Origin of the sequence: Paenarthrobacter sp. 4246 (assembly GCF_040546855.1) — a bacterium.
Classification (GTDB): Bacteria; Actinomycetota; Actinomycetes; order Actinomycetales; family Micrococcaceae; genus Arthrobacter.
Map to the genome: position 1 here is coordinate 154,570 of NZ_JBEPOP010000009.1, position 20,638 is coordinate 175,207.

Annotated in this window: 18 protein-coding genes and 1 tRNA gene; 8 read left to right on the top strand and 11 right to left on the bottom strand. The window is 58.2% G+C overall.

What is annotated here, in order from left to right; genetic code table 11:
* The first annotated feature begins 38 nt into the window (after window positions 1-38).
* The 3 genes from ABIE35_RS17180 (at window position 39) to ABIE35_RS17190 (ending at window position 2,413) form a co-directional block, all read left to right on the top strand.
* Complete coding sequence (locus tag ABIE35_RS17180; protein ID WP_354516802.1) at window positions 39-1,259, top strand: amidohydrolase; 1,221 nt, start codon at window positions 39-41, stop codon at window positions 1,257-1,259.
* A 10-nt stretch (window positions 1,260-1,269) separates the two neighbouring features.
* Entirely contained in the window at window positions 1,270-2,064 is a 795-nt protein-coding gene (locus ABIE35_RS17185) for a formylglycine-generating enzyme family protein (protein ID WP_354516804.1), read from the top strand.
* A 151-nt stretch (window positions 2,065-2,215) separates the two neighbouring features.
* Window positions 2,216-2,413 carry a hypothetical protein gene (locus ABIE35_RS17190; protein WP_354516806.1) on the top strand — a complete coding sequence of 66 codons (198 nt, stop codon included), beginning with the start codon at window positions 2,216-2,218 and terminating at the stop codon, window positions 2,411-2,413.
* A gap of 4 nt (window positions 2,414-2,417) precedes the next feature.
* On the opposite strand, the gene ABIE35_RS17195 is transcribed toward ABIE35_RS17190, so the two are convergent.
* The 3 genes from ABIE35_RS17195 to ABIE35_RS17210 form a co-directional block, all read right to left on the bottom strand.
* The gene (locus ABIE35_RS17195) at window positions 2,418-3,560 is read right to left on the bottom strand and encodes a tyrosine-type recombinase/integrase (protein WP_354516808.1); all 1,143 of its coding nucleotides are present in this window, start codon (window positions 3,558-3,560) and stop codon (window positions 2,418-2,420) included.
* Window positions 3,550-4,215, bottom strand: a complete 666-nt coding sequence (locus ABIE35_RS17200; protein ID WP_354516810.1) for a hypothetical protein — start codon at window positions 4,213-4,215, stop codon at window positions 3,550-3,552. The genes ABIE35_RS17195 and ABIE35_RS17200 overlap by 11 nt, the downstream gene beginning before the upstream one ends.
* A gap of 1,949 nt (window positions 4,216-6,164) precedes the next feature.
* Window positions 6,165-7,136, bottom strand: coding sequence for an HNH endonuclease (locus ABIE35_RS17210; protein ID WP_354516812.1), 972 nt, complete (start codon window positions 7,134-7,136; stop codon window positions 6,165-6,167).
* A 6-nt stretch (window positions 7,137-7,142) separates the two neighbouring features.
* On the opposite strand from ABIE35_RS17210, the gene ABIE35_RS17215 reads away from it, so the two are divergent.
* Together ABIE35_RS17215 and ABIE35_RS17220 are read left to right on the top strand one after the other, a co-directional pair.
* On the top strand, window positions 7,143-7,469 hold the full coding sequence (locus tag ABIE35_RS17215) for a helix-turn-helix domain-containing protein (RefSeq protein WP_354516814.1): 327 nt from the start codon (window positions 7,143-7,145) through the stop codon (window positions 7,467-7,469).
* A 785-nt stretch (window positions 7,470-8,254) separates the two neighbouring features.
* A complete protein-coding gene (locus tag ABIE35_RS17220; RefSeq protein WP_354516816.1) occupies window positions 8,255-8,683 on the top strand; it encodes a hypothetical protein in 429 nt (142 codons plus the stop codon).
* 43 nt (window positions 8,684-8,726) lie between these two features.
* Here ABIE35_RS17220 and ABIE35_RS17225 read toward each other — a convergent pair whose 3' ends face one another.
* A complete protein-coding gene (locus tag ABIE35_RS17225) occupies window positions 8,727-9,764 on the bottom strand; it encodes a DUF4917 family protein (RefSeq protein WP_354516818.1) in 1,038 nt (345 codons plus the stop codon).
* Between the two features lie 366 nt (window positions 9,765-10,130).
* Between ABIE35_RS17225 and ABIE35_RS17230 the strand changes: the two genes are divergently transcribed.
* A complete protein-coding gene (locus tag ABIE35_RS17230) occupies window positions 10,131-10,706 on the top strand; it encodes a recombinase family protein (protein ID WP_354516820.1) in 576 nt (191 codons plus the stop codon).
* Window positions 10,707-10,725: 19 nt separating this feature from the next.
* On the opposite strand, the gene ABIE35_RS17235 is transcribed toward ABIE35_RS17230, so the two are convergent.
* Complete coding sequence (locus ABIE35_RS17235; protein WP_502921392.1) at window positions 10,726-11,979, bottom strand: HNH endonuclease; 1,254 nt, start codon at window positions 11,977-11,979, stop codon at window positions 10,726-10,728.
* A 185-nt stretch (window positions 11,980-12,164) separates the two neighbouring features.
* Between ABIE35_RS17235 and ABIE35_RS17240 the strand changes: the two genes are divergently transcribed.
* Entirely contained in the window at window positions 12,165-12,959 is a 795-nt protein-coding gene (locus ABIE35_RS17240; protein WP_354516822.1) for a DUF8757 domain-containing protein, read from the top strand.
* Here ABIE35_RS17240 and ABIE35_RS17245 read toward each other — a convergent pair.
* From ABIE35_RS17245 to ABIE35_RS17265, 5 genes are all read right to left on the bottom strand, one after another.
* Window positions 12,956-13,408: a DUF488 domain-containing protein gene (locus ABIE35_RS17245; protein ID WP_354516823.1), complete on the bottom strand. Its 453-nt coding sequence runs from the start codon at window positions 13,406-13,408 to the stop codon at window positions 12,956-12,958. The two genes, ABIE35_RS17240 and ABIE35_RS17245, sit on opposite strands and share 4 nt — an antisense overlap.
* A 298-nt stretch (window positions 13,409-13,706) precedes the next feature.
* Window positions 13,707-14,933, bottom strand: coding sequence for a hypothetical protein (locus tag ABIE35_RS17250; RefSeq protein WP_354516825.1), 1,227 nt, complete (start codon window positions 14,931-14,933; stop codon window positions 13,707-13,709).
* Window positions 14,934-14,953: 20 nt separating this feature from the next.
* Window positions 14,954-16,480, bottom strand: a complete 1,527-nt coding sequence (locus ABIE35_RS17255; RefSeq protein ID WP_354516827.1) for an Eco57I restriction-modification methylase domain-containing protein — start codon at window positions 16,478-16,480, stop codon at window positions 14,954-14,956.
* On the bottom strand, window positions 16,473-17,435 hold the full coding sequence (locus tag ABIE35_RS17260; protein ID WP_354516829.1) for a XamI family restriction endonuclease: 963 nt from the start codon (window positions 17,433-17,435) through the stop codon (window positions 16,473-16,475). The genes ABIE35_RS17255 and ABIE35_RS17260 overlap by 8 nt, the downstream gene beginning before the upstream one ends.
* 589 nt (window positions 17,436-18,024) lie before the next feature.
* Window positions 18,025-18,097: transfer RNA gene (locus ABIE35_RS17265), tRNA-Thr, on the bottom strand.
* Between the two features lie 216 nt (window positions 18,098-18,313).
* Between ABIE35_RS17265 and ABIE35_RS17270 the strand changes: the two genes are divergently transcribed.
* On the top strand, window positions 18,314-19,045 hold the full coding sequence (locus tag ABIE35_RS17270; protein WP_354516831.1) for an HAD family hydrolase: 732 nt from the start codon (window positions 18,314-18,316) through the stop codon (window positions 19,043-19,045).
* On the opposite strand, the gene ABIE35_RS17275 is transcribed toward ABIE35_RS17270, so the two are convergent.
* Complete coding sequence (locus tag ABIE35_RS17275; protein ID WP_354516833.1) at window positions 19,042-20,637, bottom strand: alpha/beta hydrolase; 1,596 nt, start codon at window positions 20,635-20,637, stop codon at window positions 19,042-19,044. The two genes, ABIE35_RS17270 and ABIE35_RS17275, sit on opposite strands and share 4 nt — an antisense overlap.
* Window position 20,638: the final 1 nt, after the last annotated feature.

Genomic DNA, 20,638 nt, shown 5'->3' on the forward strand with positions numbered 1-20,638 from the left:
CAGCACCCCGTCCCCACAATCACCAGGAAGACAGGCCCATGACCCACACCGCCACAGCCCTCCAGCTCGACGGCCAACAAACCGCCAAGCTTCACTCCCTGTACCGGCACCTCCACGCACATCCGGAACTGTCCATGCAGGAGTTCGCCACTGCTGAATTGATTGAGGAACAGTTGGACGGGCTCGGTTTCGAGCACTTCCGATGCGGCGGGACGGGCGTGGTGGGGATCCTGCGGAACGGTGACGGTCCCGTGGTGGCGTTTCGTGCCGACTCGGATGGCCTTCCGATCGAGGAAGCCACCGGGCTGGACTACGCCAGCACGGATACCGGAACCCTCCCGGACGGCACAGTGGTCCCCGTTATGCACGGCTGCGGTCACGACACGCATGTAGCCAGCCTGCTTGGCGCCGCGGAGGTGCTGGCAGGGACTCCGGAGGCTTGGTCGGGAACGCTGGTGCTGATTTTCCAACCTGGCCAGGAGACTGCCGCCGGTGCGCTGGCCATGCTCGACGACGGACTGTGGGACAAGGCGCCGCGGCCTGAGGTGGTCTTCGGACAGCACGTCATGCCCCGGCCTGTGGGCACTGTCGCGATTTCCAGCGGCCCGGTGGCGGCCATGGCAGATTCGCTGCGGGTTACAGTGCACGGCCAGCAGTCGCATGGCTCACAGCCACAGGATTCCATTGATCCCATCGTCATGGCCGCGCACATGGTCACGAGGCTCCAGGGGATAGTGTCCCGTGAGCTGGATCCGCGGAAGTCCGCCGTCGTCACAGTAGGAACCTTCCACGCGGGACTCAAGGAGAACATCATCCCGGCCTCGGCCGAGTTCACGCTCAACATCCGAACCTTCGACGACGACGTCCGCGACCAGGTCCTCGCCGCTGTCCGCCGCATCATTGACGCTGAGGCCGCAGCGTCCGGGGCGCCCGCGCCGGTCATCGAGGAAATGTACCGCTTCCCGCCATGCTTCAACGATCCCGACGCCGTCCCTCCCGTCATCGAGGCACTGCGGCTGGCGTTGGGGGCTGAGGCAGTGGAAATCACCCCGCCGATGATGGGCAGCGAAGACTTCGGGCACCTGGGCACCGCGATCGGAGTGCCGTCCGTGTTCTGGATGTTTGGTGGCACTCCTGCCTCGGGGATTGAAGGCGCAATCCCCGTCAACCACTCGCCGTTCTTCGCACCCGAGCTGGAAGGTTCTCTGGCCGGGGGAGTCTCGGCCGCCGTCGCCGTGCTGCTGTCCCGGCTGGGCTAGCATCAGGCTCGTGAAGGCCCTTGACCTCGTCACCGTCCCGCCGGGGGAAATCGAACTGCGTGATGCCCGGTCCCGGGGCACGCGCTTGGTTGTCCTTGAGTCGTTCTTGCTGGGCCGCATCTCTGTGACGGCGTCGCAATGGGCGGCGGTGGCGGGTAGTGCCAGGAGCCAGGATGTGTCCGGGAAGAGCACCGGCAATGCCCCGATGCACCCCGTGACGTGGTTCGACGCAGTCAGTTGGTGCAACCGTGCCTCGGAGGCAGAGGGACTTAAGCCTGCCTACGCCATTCACGACCGAAACGTCCTTTGGCACCCCGGAGCCGACGGTTACCGGCTGCCCACCGAGGCCGAATGGGAGTGGGCGTGCCGCGCAGGTACAACCACTCCCCGGTATGGAGAGTTGGCGGACATCGCATGGACAGCCGCGGACGAGGTAGAAGGTCCTCAGGACGTTGCCGGCAAAGCTCCCAATGGCTTCGGCTTGTTCGACATGCTCGGTAATGTCTGGGAGTGGTGCTGGGACTTTGCCGACACTGCGCGGTATGGCGATTACCGCAGCCTGCGGGGCGGCGGTTGGGCAGATTCTGCTTGGAGTTGCCGGGCATCTGTCCGCCGGGGGAGTGCCCCGGACGCCGTTCTGGAGGACGGGGGCTTCCGGGTGGCCCGTGGAGCGGTAGGGACATCAAGCGAGCAGTCGGCGCAAGGCTGGTCCGCCGTCGACGATTGGCAACGCGCGCAAATCAGTGGTCCCTTGCCCCTGGGCTGGACGCCGAACCGTGAGTTGAGAAGACCAGAAGCCCTCTAGGATGGCCACGTTCATGGAGAGTGCTCCGTCGGCTTCAAGGCATACGATGGTTCCACTGATGACGCACGGTTCCACGGCAAGGACCTGCTGCGTGACTACGACTCAGTAAGCGAAATGTCCTATATTTCGAACATGTCGAGAATTTGTGGAAATGTTCGATATTTCCACCATTGAGCTGGGCGGCTCAGGCCCGGAGCTAACAAGCAAAAAACCCCGCCGGTTCAACGAACCAGCGGGGTTTTTCTCTGAGCTTCCTATCAGAATCGAACTGATGACCTTTTCATTACGAGTGAAAGTGATCGCCTATGCAAAGATAGGGGATATCGGTGCTTTGGTGACGAAAAAGTGACGAACTATCTCCAATCCAACTTGGCCAGGGCGCCGTTGATGCGCCCTGCGCTGTCGTGCAGATCATGGTCAAAAAGCCCGGCATAGGTGTCGAGCGTCATTGTTGCGCTGGCGTGCCCTGCGATGCGCTGGACGACTTTGACGTTAGCCCCATGACTGATCGCTAGACTGACCGCGGTATGCCTCAAATCATGAAATGTGGGTCGGGGAAAGGAAGGATCCTTCTCCGTCATCCTTCCTATGGCAGGTGCGTAATGGCGCTTAGTCCACATGCTATTGCGCAAGACGGAACCGCGTCCGCCGCTGAAGATGCGTTCGCTCCCGAGTGGGGAACTGACCTGGGTGAAGCGTTGGGCGATAAGTCGGGGAAGCGGGACGACACGGCTCTCGCCGCCCTTCGTGGGTCCGAGCACGAGCCTCCCGCTGATTTCTGAGAAAGCACGACGCACTGAAAGGGATGGCGTGTGGCCAAGGTCCAGATCGTCGAACGTTAGTGCAGTGATCTCCCCCCAGCGAAGACCGCATGTCCCCGCCAGCATTATGAACAGCTCAAAATTCTCGCATTCTCGAGCAAGAGCCGTAAGCTGCGGCATCGTCAAGTAGACGTGTTGGCGCTGTTTCTCCTTCGCCGGTACATAGTCTGTTTGACCCAGAGCATCCTTCGTTGGATTGGCGGCAAGCAGGCGCTTCTTCACCGCGAAGCCCATGAGCCGGCCGAAGTAAAGTGCTACCTCCCTGCGTGTGGTCACACCTGCCGAAAGGCCGTCCTGGCCTTTGAGCGTGGTTATCCACTCTGCGACATCGTCATAGCGGATGTTGCTGACTGGCGTGTGCGCCCACCGAGGGGCCACATAGTTCTCGTAGCAGCGCCGGTAATTGTCCACGGTTTTTGGGCTTGCGGGTTTTCTGCCACTGGCACCAACCGTCGCTATCCGTCCTATCCATTCGGCATATAGGTGACCAACCGTGACCTTACTGCTCGCACGCGGGTCAACGAATGTGCCGCCCCTGATTGACCGGACGGTGGTGTGGTGAAATTCCTCTGCCTCTCTCTTCGTGGCGAACCGCTTCCTCTGACGTACCCCGTCGGCCGTCGTCCAGTCGGCTTGCCACCGCTTGACACCGTCGGCAAGTTTCTTAACCGCCACTGGTTTCCTCCGACCTCGCCCGCATTTTGGCCCAAAGTTGATTCGATTGTTCCTGGAAGGAGGCGGCCATGCGGGCCGTGTTGCCCGTGCCGACGAGAATCCCTTTGACCCTGGCCCTCTTTAGACGCGCAAGCCACGTGTCGGGGCTCTCGCCCGTCCACTCGTGTAGGCGCCTGATGGGCTCTACCGACGCAGCGGCCAGGGCGACGTATGCAGAAGCGATGTGAACATAGTCTTCATCGCGCTCAACCCGCGATGGGAGGGGGCTTAGGTCCTTTTTCACGTCCTCAACCTCCAAGTGCTCGTACTGGTCGCGCATCAGCGCTTGGGCGTGTGCCACGGGCAGCTTCCTCAAGATCCTTGTGGTTAGGCCGCTCAACGCCAGGGATTCACGCTCGTCACTACCCGCCTGATCGCTGTGACGGTGGGCATACCATTCAGGGTCGAACTGAATTTCCATCTCATTCGGTTCACGGAAAGCACCCAGCGGATGTCCGACTGTCCACCCTATCTTCACGATGAATGCTTCGACTTGGTACCGGACCGAGAGGGTGGTGATGGGCTGCCCCCACACCTCCCCTCGTTGCTCGGTTATTGGATCAGAAGCCCGAAGAAGCTCCACATCGGCCGACAGGGGCGGCAGTTTTCTGGTCATGCAACTCACCCTAACACAGTCAGCTTGCCAAGTGAACTGTGCTGATATATGTTGGACACAGCCGACTTGCCAAGTCGGCTGTACCTTCGTTCGATTGGAGAATCTTGACCATCCTTAGTGCCTCATCCGCTGCAATTGCAGCTGCGAAGGCTGACCTCCCGCCCAGCCCTTACTGGACCCGGAAGCAAGTTGCTTCCTACCTTCGCGTCTCCGAGAAGTGGCTGGCCCAAAACGGGCGCTTTCACGGTCCAAAATTCCATAAATTCGGCGGTCACTGCCGCTACCTCATAGAAGACGTACGCTCCTGGGCTCAGCAGCAGAGGGTAGCCGCATGATGGCCGCAGGGAGTAAGGTTCCCAAGCGCGTCGCTTACGCCGATGCCGTCGCGGCATCTGGTCTGCCTGCCACAACCAAGGCGATTTGCTTGCTGATCTCGGAATCTGCAAACCCGGAATCAGGGCGGGCGTGGCCGTCACGGGCCATGCTTGCGCGGCGTATCGGCCTAACGCCCGGCGCCATCTCTGGCCACACGTCCAAAGCTGAAGCTGAAGGCTACTTGTTCAAGCAACGGCGAAGGAACGGTACCGTCCGGTACACGCTCACCATTCCTACGCCTTCCGGCCCCCTTTGGGGCCTTCCGAGTCCAACGCAGAGAGCTGTGCCACAAGCGGACAAGTGGGCGGGTTACCAGCCGTCATACGAGGGCTGGTAGGTGTGACCTTGCAAAGCGAGAGTCAGGAACCACCGGAGGCGGCGCTCTGAGTGCCATGGCCGTATCGAGGGGTGCTGACGCGGTAGGGTCCTTCTCGACGTGGTACCTTCAGCGCGCCCGGGTGGCGTCGGCTCAGGACAGCGCAGGGAGCACGTTCGATCTTGAGGAGTACCGACTACGTCTAGCCGCCTCTGGTCTCAAGCCGAGGGTCATCCAGACTCTCGAGGCAACCGCCGGGACGGCTTCCACTTGGGGTATTACGTCGGTGGACCGCGCGACGATTGCCGAACTAGTCAGCCGGGACGAATCCACCATCACAGAACATTGGAAGTTGGCTCGCAGCGCGGGGCTAATGAAAAGTACGCGACGTTGGAACGCGTCCAGTCTCCACGATTTCACAGCTGACGGGGCATCCGACGTTGTTCGCGATGTTAGGCGACTTGCGTTCCACCCGTGGACCGCCGACGAGCAAAGGTGGTGGAATGCCCCGAATGACGGCTCCGCTCCGACTCCCTGGGGAGACGGCCGAAGCCCGTTTTGAAAATCCCATTATAAAGAAGAGAGCCATGCGATTCTTCTACGGGTAATTCGGTGGCTTCTACCAAGTCAGACTCTTGAGGGCCTTCAGGATGGTGCTGAGAAGCAGCACCATGATCAAACCACGGCATCCGCCCCAACAGTCACTTGCGATTCTCCATCGCGCAGTGCCACCGCAGGGGGCACTGCCTGGGGCAACTCTTCTTACAGTTCGTGACTCCCCAGTTCATTGACTGGTGGACCAAATCCTGCTGGCGGCCGACATGGCCGGCCGTCATTCCATTTTCACATCTTACGAAAGGACCATGCATGATCACTCCCACCACATCACGTACGCGCGACGCTAACGAGACACCACGGCAGGCGCGCACTTTTTCCACTGTCAAAGGTCACTACTTGAACCTTGGTCTATGCAGTCCCTGTGCTGCACAGGCGGCCTTTGGGCATCAGCTCGGATTCTCCAGGTCAAAACCACCATGCGACTCCTGCAGCGCGATCATTACCGTGTTTCCAGTTGTAGAACCGTGGCCGTGGCGGTCACATTCTCCTCGTAGAGGAGCATCGGCACCTTGGGCGGTCCGAGAGGTGCCCTTCCCCGGGCATCGGTCGAAGGATTGCTGACAACGGTATTGTATGAAGCTCCTCCCGACTGAAGGTGTGTGAAGTGTCACGGCAAGGCCTGGCGGACGGTCCCGTCGGTCTATCCGATTGAGTTCCTGCTCTGGGCTTGCTTCCACTCGCATACGAACATTGCACCCTTCGCACCATTGCAGTCAGTGCAGGCAGGAGTGACGTTGCCGGGAGCATGGCGACCTCCCCTGGACAGGGGAACTACGTGGTCCATGACCAATCTATCTGGACGTTTTCCACAGTAAGTACACCGGTAGCCATTACGACGAACCATTCGACGCCATTCCCAGTCCGTGACTGCCACAAAGCCCGGGTTGTTGAACTTGCGCCCTCGTCGGTTGATGTGTTGGGCATATCGCTTGTCCGGGTTGGCTATTCGCCAGGCCCTGGACGTCTCCAGTTGTCTGGGTCGCGTTGCCCAGTACAACTCCCGGGCGAGCTTTTTGCGCTGGCGGCGCTCCCTGGGATATCGCTTTTGATTCCGCTCCTGTTCCCTGCCGTCCAGCAGGCGTCGCTTATCGGAAACCTTGGTCTTGCAGTCGCGACTGCAAAAGACCGCGTTGGATCTCTTGTGGGAAATGTCCGAACCGCAATGCTCGCAGTAGCGGGGCTGATTGAGGTCAACATCACGAAGTTTGGTGACTGAGGGATCGCCGTGCGTCTGAAAGCGCTGGTAGTGACGGGCACAGTAACCCTTGGCCTTCACCGGCTTACCACAGTCTTTCCATTTACAGTGCTCCGCCGAGTGGTCGCGAAACTGCACGCCAGAAGGATTAGTCGAGCCGTGCTTCCTCAAACGCTGGTAGTGCTTTCCGCAAAGACCGAGGATAAGGCGGCCGCTGCTGAAGCATCCGGGTTCACTGCAGCGATTACCTGTTGTGGATGGGTCTGTGGGTTCGTCGCACGGCAACGCTTCCGGTTCTGGTGAGTCCAGCATTGCACCCGGAAGCCATTCGTTGTCCATCCCCGGCACTCCTCTACTCTCTCCATTCTTGCATGTATCACTAGTGGAGCAGACAAGGCTGACATTATTGCGTGGCATGGATAAATGCCTTCACGACCAAGCCAGACTTCTGACGCTCAGCTCCAGAAGTGGCGCAAGAGGAGGCAGGCTACGGGCGCTCGGATCCGTGAGGTGCGACTTGCTCAGAGCCTGTCTCAAGAAGCCTTGGCATTGGAGTGCGGGTTGAGCCGCAATATGATCATTGGCATCGAGTGGGGGCGCAAAAGTGTTGCGTATGAGCGCCTATGGGATGTCGCCGATGTACTTGGCGTACCCCTCTCGGAACTGCTGGAGGGCTCGGCGGCTCGCCCTGAGCAGAGTCCCTATCGCGGTGGTCGGCGTCCTATGGGGGCTGACCTCAACGAGGCCTGACTCAGGCATTGACTCTCGATTTGGCAACTAATTTGGCCGTAAAGCGCCATAGAATCGCTGGCATTTGGCGGCTTCTTCTTAGTGTTGCCGTGGGTTGGGACCGTTTCTTGCCGACTTTCCAATCCGTACGCGTGGGGAGCCGCTATCACGACCGGGGTGCGGCTCATGCCCTTTTGGGGGGGTACCCCCCCAGGGGTATGACCAGCTCATGACTTGCTGCTGCGGCGACTTGAGCGACTACGTTGGAGGTGGCTTGTGTCGAGGAACGCCCGACTACAAAGGGAGAAATGCCCGTGGCGATCGACGGGCGTCGCCATACCCGGGGTGTCGCCAGTACGATGAGGCGAAGAACGTCAGGAGGCGGGTTGTCGCGAAAGCAACGAATACCAGCAAAGACCCCTACGGAGAAGCGGCAGGAGCCATTTCCGTCTGAATCCCAGAAGGAACCGTCTCCTGCACTAGCCGTACCGGCTGTGCCCACCAAGCGGAATTGGCCGCGGTACACATGGGCGGTAGCCACTGCCGTCCTGCTGCCGATCGGCCTAGTCTTTTTTCAGATTGTTAGCCAAGCACCTCCAACGCCAACGGAAGTCGTGATTTTTGAGCCGTCTGCTGCGGCGGAACCTAACGACTCCCAATCAGATGGGGCAGGCCTCGTGTGCGCGCAACGAGCCTTAAATAGCCCTCGTGCAGCTTCCCACTTCTGCATCCGGACTTTTGGGGGACTCGGCCTAGCTCAAGATCCTTGTTTCGTGTTGAAGCAGGGGGACACTGTTGTTTGTCCCATGCCGAATAAGGATGGAAACATAACCCAAGAGTCGTTCAAAAATGTGCAATATCCGGCATTCGCCGTTGATCGTGAGCAACCGAACCCCCCGCTGCCGAATGATATGCTCACGACTAAGTCGCAGCCTTGGGGGCTCTATATTGATAGTAAAAGTGAATCAGGAAAGATAGGCTGCATTCTCTTGCACAAGGGGCAGACGGCGCCATTTGATGCAGCAAAGGGCAACTACGCTTGCCCAGCTTCCCCGCCGTTCGTAAACGTCCCCGGGGCTATCGACGGCTCAAACATGTTGCACTTCAATTATCAAGGTCCAGAGGTGAGTCAAGCGATTGACATAGATAAGACTCAACCACAATGGACTATAAAGTTCTTCGACAAGGCGAAAAACCAGTACAGCACGGTCCCGGTCCTTAAGGCGTGGTTCTGACCAAGGTCACCCGCTTGCACTGATGACGCTCGTTAGCGGGCCACTACCAGAGGGGCACGCTGGAGGCATCGAAGAACCTGTACTCCAGAGGATTTCTTGGATTTATATGCTGCCGTCTGACCACCAAGTCCGCCGTACGTCGCTGTATGGCCCTGTTGCCTTCCGAGTCAGGGTCACCATGAAGTGACACAGCGATTCTGCCAACCTTCGAGCGAATAACGGCTTCGAAGATGTGGTCATCATTTGCATCCAGCGAATGGCCAAATACCACCAAGCCATTTCCTCGACCCGTCAGACTCCGAAGTGAGCGAGAGAGATATGCGCTTCCATTGATTCGTTGGATTTTTTCTGCGGATTGACCTTCCGCAACGTATAATGGGTATCGTCCTGATTCCAGTTGATTGCGAACCTGGTCTATGAGCGCAGCTTGTGTCCTGATATAAGTGATCTTACGCAGGCCGTCTCTGCCACGATAAAGATGAAGAGCGCCATGCAGGTAATGGACATTTTGGGCATATGGGTTATAAATGTTCCAAAGCACGGTTTCATCGCCATCGATGCGGCTGTCCCGAAAACCGTCATCTGATCGGCGGTCATTTACGCTGTCATCAAATGTCTGCATCAACGCCCAATACAACAGCAGATCGTAGCTGACTGTGTAAATGGTCTTGAATCGATCAAGGAATTGGCGAACACGCCTGTAGGCAGCTTCTTCTATCTCGAAGGGGCGCTCTGGATGCAGGCCTGCAATGGAACGAGCCAAAGCTTCGCGCACCGCGACGACATTGGCGTTCAACTCATTGATAGTAGCAGCGTGGACGACATCATCGAGAGCAGCTAGTGTGTCCACGGTGCTCTTCAGTTTCCTCATCAGCGACTCGAAGTCGGTGTTGCCGGACGCTTTCATAACCTTGAGTGCGAGGGGTGGAAGCAGGTCCCTGTCCTCAGCTAGCGTCGCAAGGGCGCCGTAGCTGAAGCGTGAAGAGTCATAAGCCATACTGAAGCCATTGCCAAGGAGCAAGGCGCACTTGGCTTCGACCCCGTCGCTGGCCCATGAGATTGCCTCATCAAAATTGATCACGCTTCCCCCAAATCCTTTGACTTCAAGATTAGACGATAACGAAGAAGGTGAACGTTCCTTTCGGCGTCGGTTGTGTTGCGAGTATTAATCTGTTGCACAGTTCCGGCCCCGCAGGCTAGGCACTCCTGGACTCGGGGTTGAAGCAACTCCTCCGGGCGCTGGAACCATGCCAGACCTCTGACAATCCCTCTTTGTTCACACCTCTGTGTCTCTTCTCAAAAACGATCGTTTGTTGATTGGCGGAAATGGCCGCGAGCTCCAGGCCACCGTGCCTGGAATCTAGGCAGGTTTACTTTCTCAAAAGTGATATCATAATCTAATTCTCAGAATGTTGATGGTTATTGAGTAACTGAGAGGTCATTGCGAATGGCACTAGTTGGCTACATGCGCGTAAGCACGGCAGACCAGAACATGGACGGCCAGCATGACGCGCTGACCGCGGCCGGAGTAAAGGACGATGCTCGACATCTGTTCCAGGATCACGGCGTGAGTGGGACAAAGGCCTGCCGTCCCGGCTTCGATAAATGCTTGGCATCGCTGCGGGAAGGGGACACATTGGTAGTCGCCAAGCTGGACCGCTTGGGGAGGTCCCTTGGGAATCTTGTAAGACTGTTTCAAGAACTCGGGGACCAAGGAATCGGTGTGCGGGTACTGGACAATCCCATGCTCAGTACGGACGGCAACAAGGCCCAGGCAAAGCTGATGCTCGGCATCTACGGGGCGTTCGCTGAGTATGAGCGTGACCTGCTCCGAGAGCGCACTTATATTGGGCTCGCGGCTGCACGAGCCCGCGGTCGCACCGGAGGCCGTCCACAATTACTGGACAGCGCCAAGATCCAACGGGCAAAAGAGCTCCACGCAGCGGGAAACCTCAAACCGAAGGAGATCGCCGACGCCGTCGGAGTTTCAGTGGCTACCTTGTATCGCTACCTAGCCAAGTAGCGATCCCTGTCAAACGTTTCTAGCGACCCTCGTCCTGAGATCTGGCTGAAGCTACGGCCGAAAGATGTGCCGTTCGGGCGACTTTGGCGAATTCTCTTCTCCAACGCACTGAGTCGCCTCTGGTTTTGGAAGCGTGACAGTTAGGACAGATCGCCACCATATTCGACGGATGATCGCTCCCGCCGAGGGCTAGATCTTGCACGTGATCTACGTCGAGGATCGGCTGTCCTTTACGATTGCGATCAGCCGGCATACCGGTGCACCTAGTGTTTTCGCACGAGCCTTCGCTCCTTAATAGGACTGCCCTGCGAGCCGCTTGACTGCGCGCCAGGTTAACACGAACCACTTCACGGCCACTGGCGGAAGGTGTCAGCGCCTCAACCCGCGCTAGTAGTTGCTCATAAGTCGAGTGGGCCGTCGCTTCTGGCCCGGAAGGGACATCTCCAGATGCTTCGGTTGCGGAATCGACGGCTTCGAAAAGATCTTCTGGCCATGACTCGGGAGAGCGTGAGTGCACCGTCCGCAACTCCCATTCGATCTCCGGTCTGTCCACCCCTTTAATGTCTGGACCGTTTGTCCAAGAACGTCCAATTACGACAACCCACGAAACGAACGAAAGAGGCTCGCCCTTTGGGCGGTACCAGTATCGAACAGCCGCCCCTTCGAGTCGCGCTCGTTCCAAGCGTGCATTGCCAACTGACTCGACACGTTGGGGGCCCACGAGCCCCGCGCCGCGGTATCCGAAGGACTTCACCAAACTTGGAGGCTCATCCGCGTATGGGCCAGTTGCGTCTGAGAAGACATTGACTATGTCGTCCCCAGGAAATCGAATGATCCCGGCGTTGATGTCACCGCCATAGGCTAGTTTGACCTGTGACCGGTTGTTGTAAGTCTCACCAACTCGTGGCAAGTCTGGACCAGCCAGACGGCGACTGATTGACAGAGGGGGAACGCTAGATTCCGAGAGGGCGATGACTTTGAAACCGAGCTTTTCAAGTTTGGGCTTGGCCTGGCCTGCGCCGCCGACGAAGCCGCGAACGGGTTCCGTTCCGAGCTTCTTCCCCAAGGCAACTGAAATAATCGGCTTCGAATCGACGAGTGTCCCGTCCGGCAGTTCGATGAAGTACTTCTTCGATCTGCTCAGACCATAGTCGTCAAGAAACTTTTGACGGCCCATCGAAACAAATTCCCTTATGGACGCTTCTACGCTCTCGGCATCTAACGCTGCTAACGAGACCAAATCCCTACTCCTTGGTATTGCTCGAGCACACACACCACGATACGCATAGACTCACTGCTGATACGCCGGGAACCAATCCTCTGCACTCTGGACAAAGTCCAGTAATCTTGTCCAAGCTCCTACATACCAGGAGCACGACGTACCAGGAGCGCGACATTCGGCCAATTGGGGGCAAGCAAGTGAGCAGTCGGGGCGGTTCGGAGTGGCAGAGTCTCGAAATGTTGGTGACTGTAAAAGCCTATCCCGCGATTAGCAACAAGTATGGCGAGTCAGTTTGTGTTGCCGGCGTGCGAACTGATGTTGAGAGTCCCGAATTCGTCCGGCTTTTTCCTGTCGGTTTTCGTGATCTCCCTGCTGAGTCTCAGTTCAAGAAGTACCAGTTGATAAAGCTCCGAGTTCGTCGCGGAACAACCGATAGGCGTCCCGAGAGCTGGCAGCCGGATCTGGGGTCAATTCGACTTGGCCGTACTGTAGATACAGCGCGCGGCTGGAAAGAACGCTGGGAGATCCTGGGACCTCTCGTCGGTGAAGGAACGACTTGTGAACTGCATCGAGAGGCTGCGCGGGTTGGCCAAGCCGCGCGTTCTCTGGCCCTGGTGAAGCCATCTGACGTGACGGGAGTGACTGTCACCCAAAACCCCGATTTTGATCCTGCGCTGGCCGCGGCCGCGCAAGCTGCCGCAGCGCCAGATCTATTCCGGACAGAAAAGGAAGTGCTGCGAGCCGCCCCGTACCGTGTGCAATACAACTATCGATGTGAGGCCAGGGGATGCTCCGGTCATAAGCAGGGCCTTATCGATTGGGAAGTTGGCGCAGCAGGGCTTCGCTGGCGGGATACACCTGTCGCCACTGTGGACAAGCAGCTAAGCCAAAAGTTCTTTGACGAACTTTGCGGTCCAGCTAAGGCGACTCACTTTTACATCGGCAATCAGCATGCCAATCCGGGATCCTTCATGGTTCTAGGCGTCTTCTATCCGCCAAAAAATTCCCGACCGCAACCTTCCTTGTTCTAGATGGCGACCAACTCATGCATGAGTTTCTTTGCAGCCTCTATCACAAGGCTTCGATGGCAGCACCGCTCGGATTCCTCAAAACAGATGACAGCGACGCGCTGAGTCACTGATAGCTCAGCGAGCTGCCGAAGTGCCTCACCAGCTGCGTCCGTCATCAATAATTCCCGATATCTACCGTGAGCCTGCTCGGCTTCCGGTGAGCCTGGAACTGCGAAGCCTTCGCGATTATCGCGCGGGTTCCCCAGGGTAGGCAGATGCAGGTACCGGATATCCGACTGCTCGAGGGAGGCGGCTAGCCCACGCTTTGATAGCCCCTTCTTTCGGGAAATAGGGTTCAGACGCACATCAACTACAGTGCCAATACGCCAAGAAACCAAACCGTCAACGAACGTTGAAGCATCTTTGCCCTCATAGCCGGCGCCGATGATCCCAAACCGTTCATTCCACATACTCCTAATCCTCTCATGCCCAGTGGAGCCCCAGGAGCATGAGAGTATGCGGTATCACGACTCGAGGTGCTTCAGCTACTCCGGGGCCTGCCTCACGCCACGGGGCGGTGGTATAGGCCCGCACATCAGAGGCACGAAGTTTTTTGCCGGTGAGAATCGACTTCACATCCGCCGGCGTATGGCGAGAAGACCAGCATGGATCACGAGGTGAGCGGCGCTAAGGCATCCTTTGATAGTTGTCATTCACTCTTGCGTCTGGAACAAGGCAAGTGGAAGCGGTTCCCCCACAAACCCAGCACTAATCGCCGATGCCCGGGATTACCATTTCTTTTGTGCGGCCCAACTCGAAACCGTCGTCCCACGAAAGTACGAATCGCATCTTGATGATTCCTCTCTCGCGGTCATTCGTGAGCTTGAATGGCTGAATCCGGTTCGACGGGATGGAGTGCCAAAACCCGCCACCTTGGACGCCTTGATCATCGTCATAGGGCTGTAAGTAGATCTTGCTTGCATCGCCGGGCCCCTCATTCTTAAGCCCTAGCATCTTCTTTTCACTGTTGTGGTAGAAAACAAAGTTTGCAGGTAGCCCTGGCGTACGGTTGGGAATGCTCTTGTTCGCGATGTCCATGGACGGGGGTATCCCGGTAATCGCTCCGGGCGCTGGCTGAGGTGTTTCCCCCGCGAGATCGAACGAAGGCTCGGCCCTCAGCCGACGTGGTTCGGCTCTCTCCGTTCCTGTTCCTGTTTCTGCGCCTGCAATACGCCCTTGCACATGTGGGGTTTGCTCGGTAGAGGCCATGTGGAATTCGGAATCCAGCCCATCCGAGGGTGAGTTCCCCTCTGCATTCTCCCCTGCGCTCGTTTTCGTGATCGTTTCTTGATGGGGCAACTTCGGGCGAGCGGCCCCAGGATTACTCGCGGCTGGAGCATCCTGTATACCTGTGTTTCCGGCTTCCACACCGTTCGAATCAACGGCCAACTTAGTCACTATCGGAACGGGTAATTTATCTCCTAAGGGAACGAGAAATTGAACGGTTCTTGCCAAGCCGTTTGCGTCATCCCAATAAATGTCGAGGCGAATTCCGTCGGCATTGTGGTCTGGAACCCTACCAATCTTGAGCCGGCGAGTCTTTCCAGCCTTGATCTTCCGCCATTGCTTTACCTTGCCCTTTTTCCAAGAGTCTGCGGTCACGCGGACAGTCGAGGCATTGGTCTGTGCGCGGTTATTGAGAAGAACGGTCTTGGAATCCCCACTTTTCCTCATGACGAACCATCGAAGCACGAGATCAATGTCGTGCGGGGAAGGTTTAGTCCCCGTCAGTTTCCCGGACACATAACTGGCACGCCATTCTGTGTGCTCCCGCTGCTGCGTCTGCTCAGCAATTCTCGATGCGTCAAAAAGCCTGTCCCAACGGGTTGCCAATATTGTGAGAGGGACGAGAAGTAGCCCCGGCCAGAAGTTTGGTGCCACCCAGTTCCAGAAGTCTAGTGCATTCTTGCCTACATCAGCCAGAAAAGCGTCCATTTGTAAGTCCGTTCCTGTTTCTAGCCGTTGGACAACAGCTCGCGCACAACACGCGCGTTCAGCATGCCCAATTCCTTGGGCTCAATCTTTCTGAGGCCTCCGCCGTAGGATCTGCCACCGTCTCGTAGGTCTTGAGCGGTCAGCCGCAGAAGTGCGTGATGTACGCGTTCAAGACCGTCCGGCCTGGACGCGATATAATTAGCGACCTCCTGTTTTGGATACAGAAGGAGGTACGTGTTTGTGGCAGTGGCCTGGGACTCGTTGCGAATAAATTTGAAGGGATGCACGTCATCTCCGCCTCGCCCCATATAAGTGCACAAGAGGGGTGGTGCAGGCCTCTGCTCCTGCTTGTACCACGGAGTGCGTTTCTTTACGAGGTACCCGCCTCGTACTGTCTCGTCTGCCCCGTTCAGAACTGCCATGAGGGCAGGATCAGCGGCGGATAGCTTTTCTGGGGGGAGTACGCAGTTGATCAAACCAAGTTGTTCGCTCAGGGCGGCCCAGCCATCTTCATCCGCTTCAACCACATTGGACTTTAGCCTTCGTGCACTCGGCAGAACCGGCGTGATGTGTTCTTCCCTGATGCCGAGGGCCAGCAACTCGGACCGGGGACGGACAAAGAACTCGTTTGATCCAGTGGCGATACCGCGTCGCACCGTAAACAGGTCCTTCAGCGCCTCGCGGCCTTCCAATTCATCAACAACAGGCGTATCAAAATGCCTGATCCATTTTTGCTTGGCCTTTAGTGATGCAATTTCTACCTTATGTACTCGCTCGGGAGCATGCACGGATCCACCATAGGTAAATTCGGCGGTTGCACCTGCGGAAGGACGGCGGTTACGAAAGACGACAACAGCGGAACTCACGAGGGCGTCGGCAAACTGCACATCGCTTGGGTCGAATCGGTGAATTTTTATGAGTTCCACGGTCGTGGCCAGATACTCACGAAGGGCGACGCCGTAGTTGACATCCATAAACTCGGTCGGAATGAGCCATGCGGAGACGGCGTCTTCACTCAAGACCTTATGAGTAAGCAGCATGAAGTACACGTACAGGCCAGCCAGACCTGACACCTTGATCCCGGTTGCTTCTTGAGTAGCCTGCCCCAAGGCCAGTTTCTGCGCGGCAGGTATGTGATGGTGGCGGACATATGGAGGGTTCGCCACCAAGAGATTGGGGCGGAAAGCGGTCTGCCGCACCCAACCAAGGTAATCGCCATTAATGATGTTCGCTTGGCTGCCCCAAAGGCTGCTTGCAAGTTCAGCAAAACGCTCGTCTATCTCAACGCCGGTAACTTGGCGCGCCCGAGGACCTTCCGAACTCCGGTAGAGAGCACTCAAGAAGGAGCCTGACCCACAGGACGGCTCCAAGAAGTCGATATGCGGGGCATGGAGCTCTGACAATGCGAACTCCATCACATCGTCAGCGAGCATAGGGGGCGTCGCAAACTGCCCCATCTCATTACGCTCACGAGGTGTCTTCTCGTTGTCGAGAACTTTCTGGCCTATAAGCCGCTCTGCTTCCAGCGCGTGTGGCGAGTCAGACACCAAGCTTCTCCAAATCATCTATACGGTGTTCCCAGACCCAGTCCAGGCCCTCGGCAGCGGAGTAGCCGAGGTATCCGCCATCGAAATACCCGCACAGGAAGAGGGTCAGCGATATGTCACCATACGTTTCCCTCAGCTGGTTTAGTTTCTGTGCTTCTTCCTTGCGCCGCTTGTTAGTATTGGTGAAGTCACCGGCGCTCTTTGCCTCGATCAATAGTGGCAAACCACTCCTGGTCGGCTTGAAGGGCTGGATCACGACGTCTATAGGAATGTTCACGCTGCGGTCTCCGCCGACGACCACATTCTGATGGAAGAAAAACGTACCAGGTTGCATCTGACGCAATGCTGCGAGATTGCGCAGCGCGGTCGATGGCGAATAGGCCTGCTTCATGTACCCGCGTTCGTTCAGCCATCGCTGTATCAATTCGAGCTGGCGTTGCTCTTGGGCGTTGCGGACGATGGGGTTCGCAATAGCTCCGCAAAGCCGGTCAGCCACTACGGTTGCAGCCATCTCCGTGTCCCGTTCAGGCGGTGGAGCAGGGCTATCCAGCCACGAGAATAGATCGCGATCCAGCAGCTCACTTACGACTTCGCAAATCCGGTGCAACGATGACTCTACGGTTTGGGCCGACGAAAATCGGCTGATGGTGCCTTTCTCCAGATTGGAGACAAAGGACTTGGTAACTCCTGATAGGCCGACCAGCCTGTCTACTGCGAGAGGGGGAGCCGTGCTCATCCTAAGCGCAGACACGACGTCAGGATTCTTCCGAATGAGATCGGGAGATATCGCCGTCATATTTTGGGACCATTCGAAGGCTCGTTTGATCGACTCGATAGCGCCGGCGCGTGTGTCGCGATAAGCCTGAGGCGCGGCCTCCATGAACCAACTGTTGTACATCGCCACGGACGCTGCGGTGTCCTCTTTCCAAAGGTCAGGCCGGTTTCGATTAATCATAGGCTCGAGTCTATTGGGAAGGTGCGAGGACCATCGTTGTTTCGAATTGATGAGCGAGGCTGGTTCCGAACCCATGCTGAGAATTTGCAAGGGCAGTCTTGGTTGCACGCGGTGGCACTCATAAAGCCAGCCATCTTCGCTTCCGCTCCTGTCTTCCGAGTGGAGATCACGTTCGTGTTCAGCCCTCAGAATTGCGGACTCTTTGCAGAAGCGATGTTCTGTGTGTGCTGCGCAGATTAGCCCAAGATCGGGGACGAACTCCGCCGGAGCCCAGGCTCTCTGACACAGCTCGCAATGCGCGTTGCCCACAGGGCTTCCCCCACTCCTCAACACTCCCGCTTTTGGCGGACTCGGCGGCGCCCGAATTGACCACTCAGCGCTGTCGCGACGCGAACGACATGCGAAGGATGGCGTTGGATGGTCGAGCTGGTCCAAGGTTGCCACGAAAGTGCCGGTACCTCTGGTGACGAAAAAGTGACGACCTAGTTGGGAATCAAAGGAAAAAGCGGGGAATGCATAAGATTCCCCGCTTGTCCAGTAATTCGTCAACCAACCTTGGAAATCCTTGATTTCCAGGGGTTCTCTACCGAGCTTCCTATCAGAATCGAACTGATGACCTTTTCATTACGAGTGAAACGCTCTACCGACTGAGCTAAGGAAGCACCGCGTCCATCACCGGTTTCCCGGGCGATCACGCAAGACATAACTGTAATAGAGGCACCGCGCCCGGGTCAAAACGAGGGCGGCGGCGGCCGTTGCGGGGATGTTCACCCCCGCGTCGGGCCGGGTTCAGGCGGGCGTTTCCCTGCCGCCGGAAGCTGGGGAATCAACTGTGGCGGGGTACACCTGCCACGCAGACAAGCCAAAGGAGCCGCTCAATGACCGGGGACGCATTGACCAGGGACGCCAGCCACACATCCAACCGGCTGAGGCTGGCGGTGGTGGACATGGTGGGCACCACCATCACCGATGATGGCCGCACGGAACGGGCCATGTCCCGGGCGCTGGTAGAGCAAGGCATTGAACCCGGCAGCAGCAAATTCGAGAGCATGTTGGGCTACGCCCGGGACACCATGGGCTTTTCGAAAATGACCGTGTTCAGCCACCTCTTCGACGACGCAGAGGTGGCTGCCAGCGCCAACAAGGTCTTTGAGAAGGCTTACGACGAAATGATCGACGACGGCGGCGTCCGCGCCATTCCGGGCGCGGAGGACGCCATCCTGTGGATGCGTGAGTCCGGCATGCAGGTGTGCCTGGCCACAGGCTTCGGCCGCCATACGCAGAACATGGTGCTGGAATCGTTGGGCTGGATGGGCTTGGCCGACCTCAGCTTGTGCCCTGCCGATGCCGGACGTGGCCGGCCCTACCCGGACATGATCCTGACTGCCGTGCTCGCCTTGGACCTGGACGATGTGCGCGAGGTAGCGGTGATCGGCGATACGAGCTCGGACATGCTGTCAGGCATACGCTCGGGCGCGTCCCTCATCGCCGGGGTGCTGACGGGCTCGCACTCCGAAGCGACGCTACGCGCAGCCGGCGCCACCGTCGTGGTGGATTCCATCAAGCAACTCCCGCTGCTGGTGGAGAAACGCGAAGCCAGGCACCTCTAGCACTTGAGGCCGTCCTGCGGCAGCTTTCCGTCCACAAAATACTCGTCGACGGCGGTGCTGACGCAGGAGTTCGAGCGGCCGTAGGCGGTATGCCCCTCACCTTCCCAAGTGACCAGTGAGGCGTTTTCCAACTGCTTGCGCAGCGACTGGGACCACTCCAAGGGAGTGGCGGGGTCGCCGGTGGTGCCCACCACCACGATGGGAGCGGAACCGTTGTATTCAACAGGTGCACGCGTGCGGGTGTTCTTGTACGGCCAGTCCTTGCAGTTGACTCCGCCGTAGGCAAAGAAGGAACCGAAGGTGGGGGAATCCTGGATCAGGCGGGCTTCCTCGGCCCGCATACCCGCGGTGTCAGTGACCATGGGGTAGTCCAGGCAGTTGATGGCCTGGAACGCGAAGGCGGAGTTGGAGCTGTAGGTGCCGTTGGCCTCACGGTCGGCCCCAAGATCGGCAAGCCGCATCATCTGGGACACGTCCCCGGAGAAGGCGCTCTCCAGGGCCTGGGTCAGGGCGGGCCAGCTTTGGTCGTTGTAGAGCGGCAGGATCAGTCCGTTGACGAAGTCATTGCTGGTCACCAAACGGCCGTCCTTGGCGGTCTGGGGATTCTGGTCCACGGCGTTGATGAGGTCCCTGATCTCCTGGACGCCGTTATCTACGGATCCGCTGAGAGGGCACTGGTTCTGGCCCTGGCAGCTGGCTACGTAGGTGCGGATCGCCCGTTCGAAGGCCCGTGCTTGTCCGGCGGTCAGTTCCTCGTTGCTGATGGACGGATCCACTGCGCCGTCCAGGACCAAGCGGCCCACGTTGTCCGGGAAAAGTGCAGCATAAGTGGATCCAAGGAAGGTGCCGTAGGAGAAGCCCAAGTAGTTGAGCTTGGCGTCGTTGACCACGGCGCGAAGGACATCCAGGTCCTTGGCCGCACTGACGGTATCAATCTGTCCCAGGACATCCCCGGTCTGCTCCAAGCACTGTTCAGCGAAGGCTTTGTTGAAGGCCAGTGCGGCTTCCAGTCCTTCGTCGGTGTTCTTCCGGAACACCTTTTCGCGGGCAGCATCACGTTCGGCGTCGGTCATGCAGGTGACGGGAGCTGAGCGTTTCACGCCGCGGGGATCAAAGCCCACCAGATCGAAGTTGTTCTTCAGTTTTTCGGTGAAGTTGGTGTTGCCTGCATCCTTGATGTAATCCACCCCGGAGCCGCCGGGGCCACCGGGGTTGACCAGGATTGATCCCTGCTTGTTGCCGGTGCTGGGCAACTTGATGACGGAGAGCGTGATGTCGCCGGCCCCTGGGTTTGCGTAGTCCTTGGGCACCTGGACTTCGCCGCACTGGAAGCCATTTTCGCAGGAACTCCACTCCACCGGCTGCGAGTAGAACTTCTCCAGGCCCTTGGGGGCCGAGGCCGCTATGGAGGGATCCACGGTGCTGGTGGACGGCTTGGCCGTGGGTGCCGGCAGGAACGGCACAGTGCAGGCGCTCAGCACCAGTGCGGCGGCTACGGCAACACAAGCAGCCACGAAGCCGCGACGGGCCCCCCGCTGGGCGGACCGGTCCCTTGAAGGGGCACCGGCGGGCCGGTGGGGTGCGGACGTCATG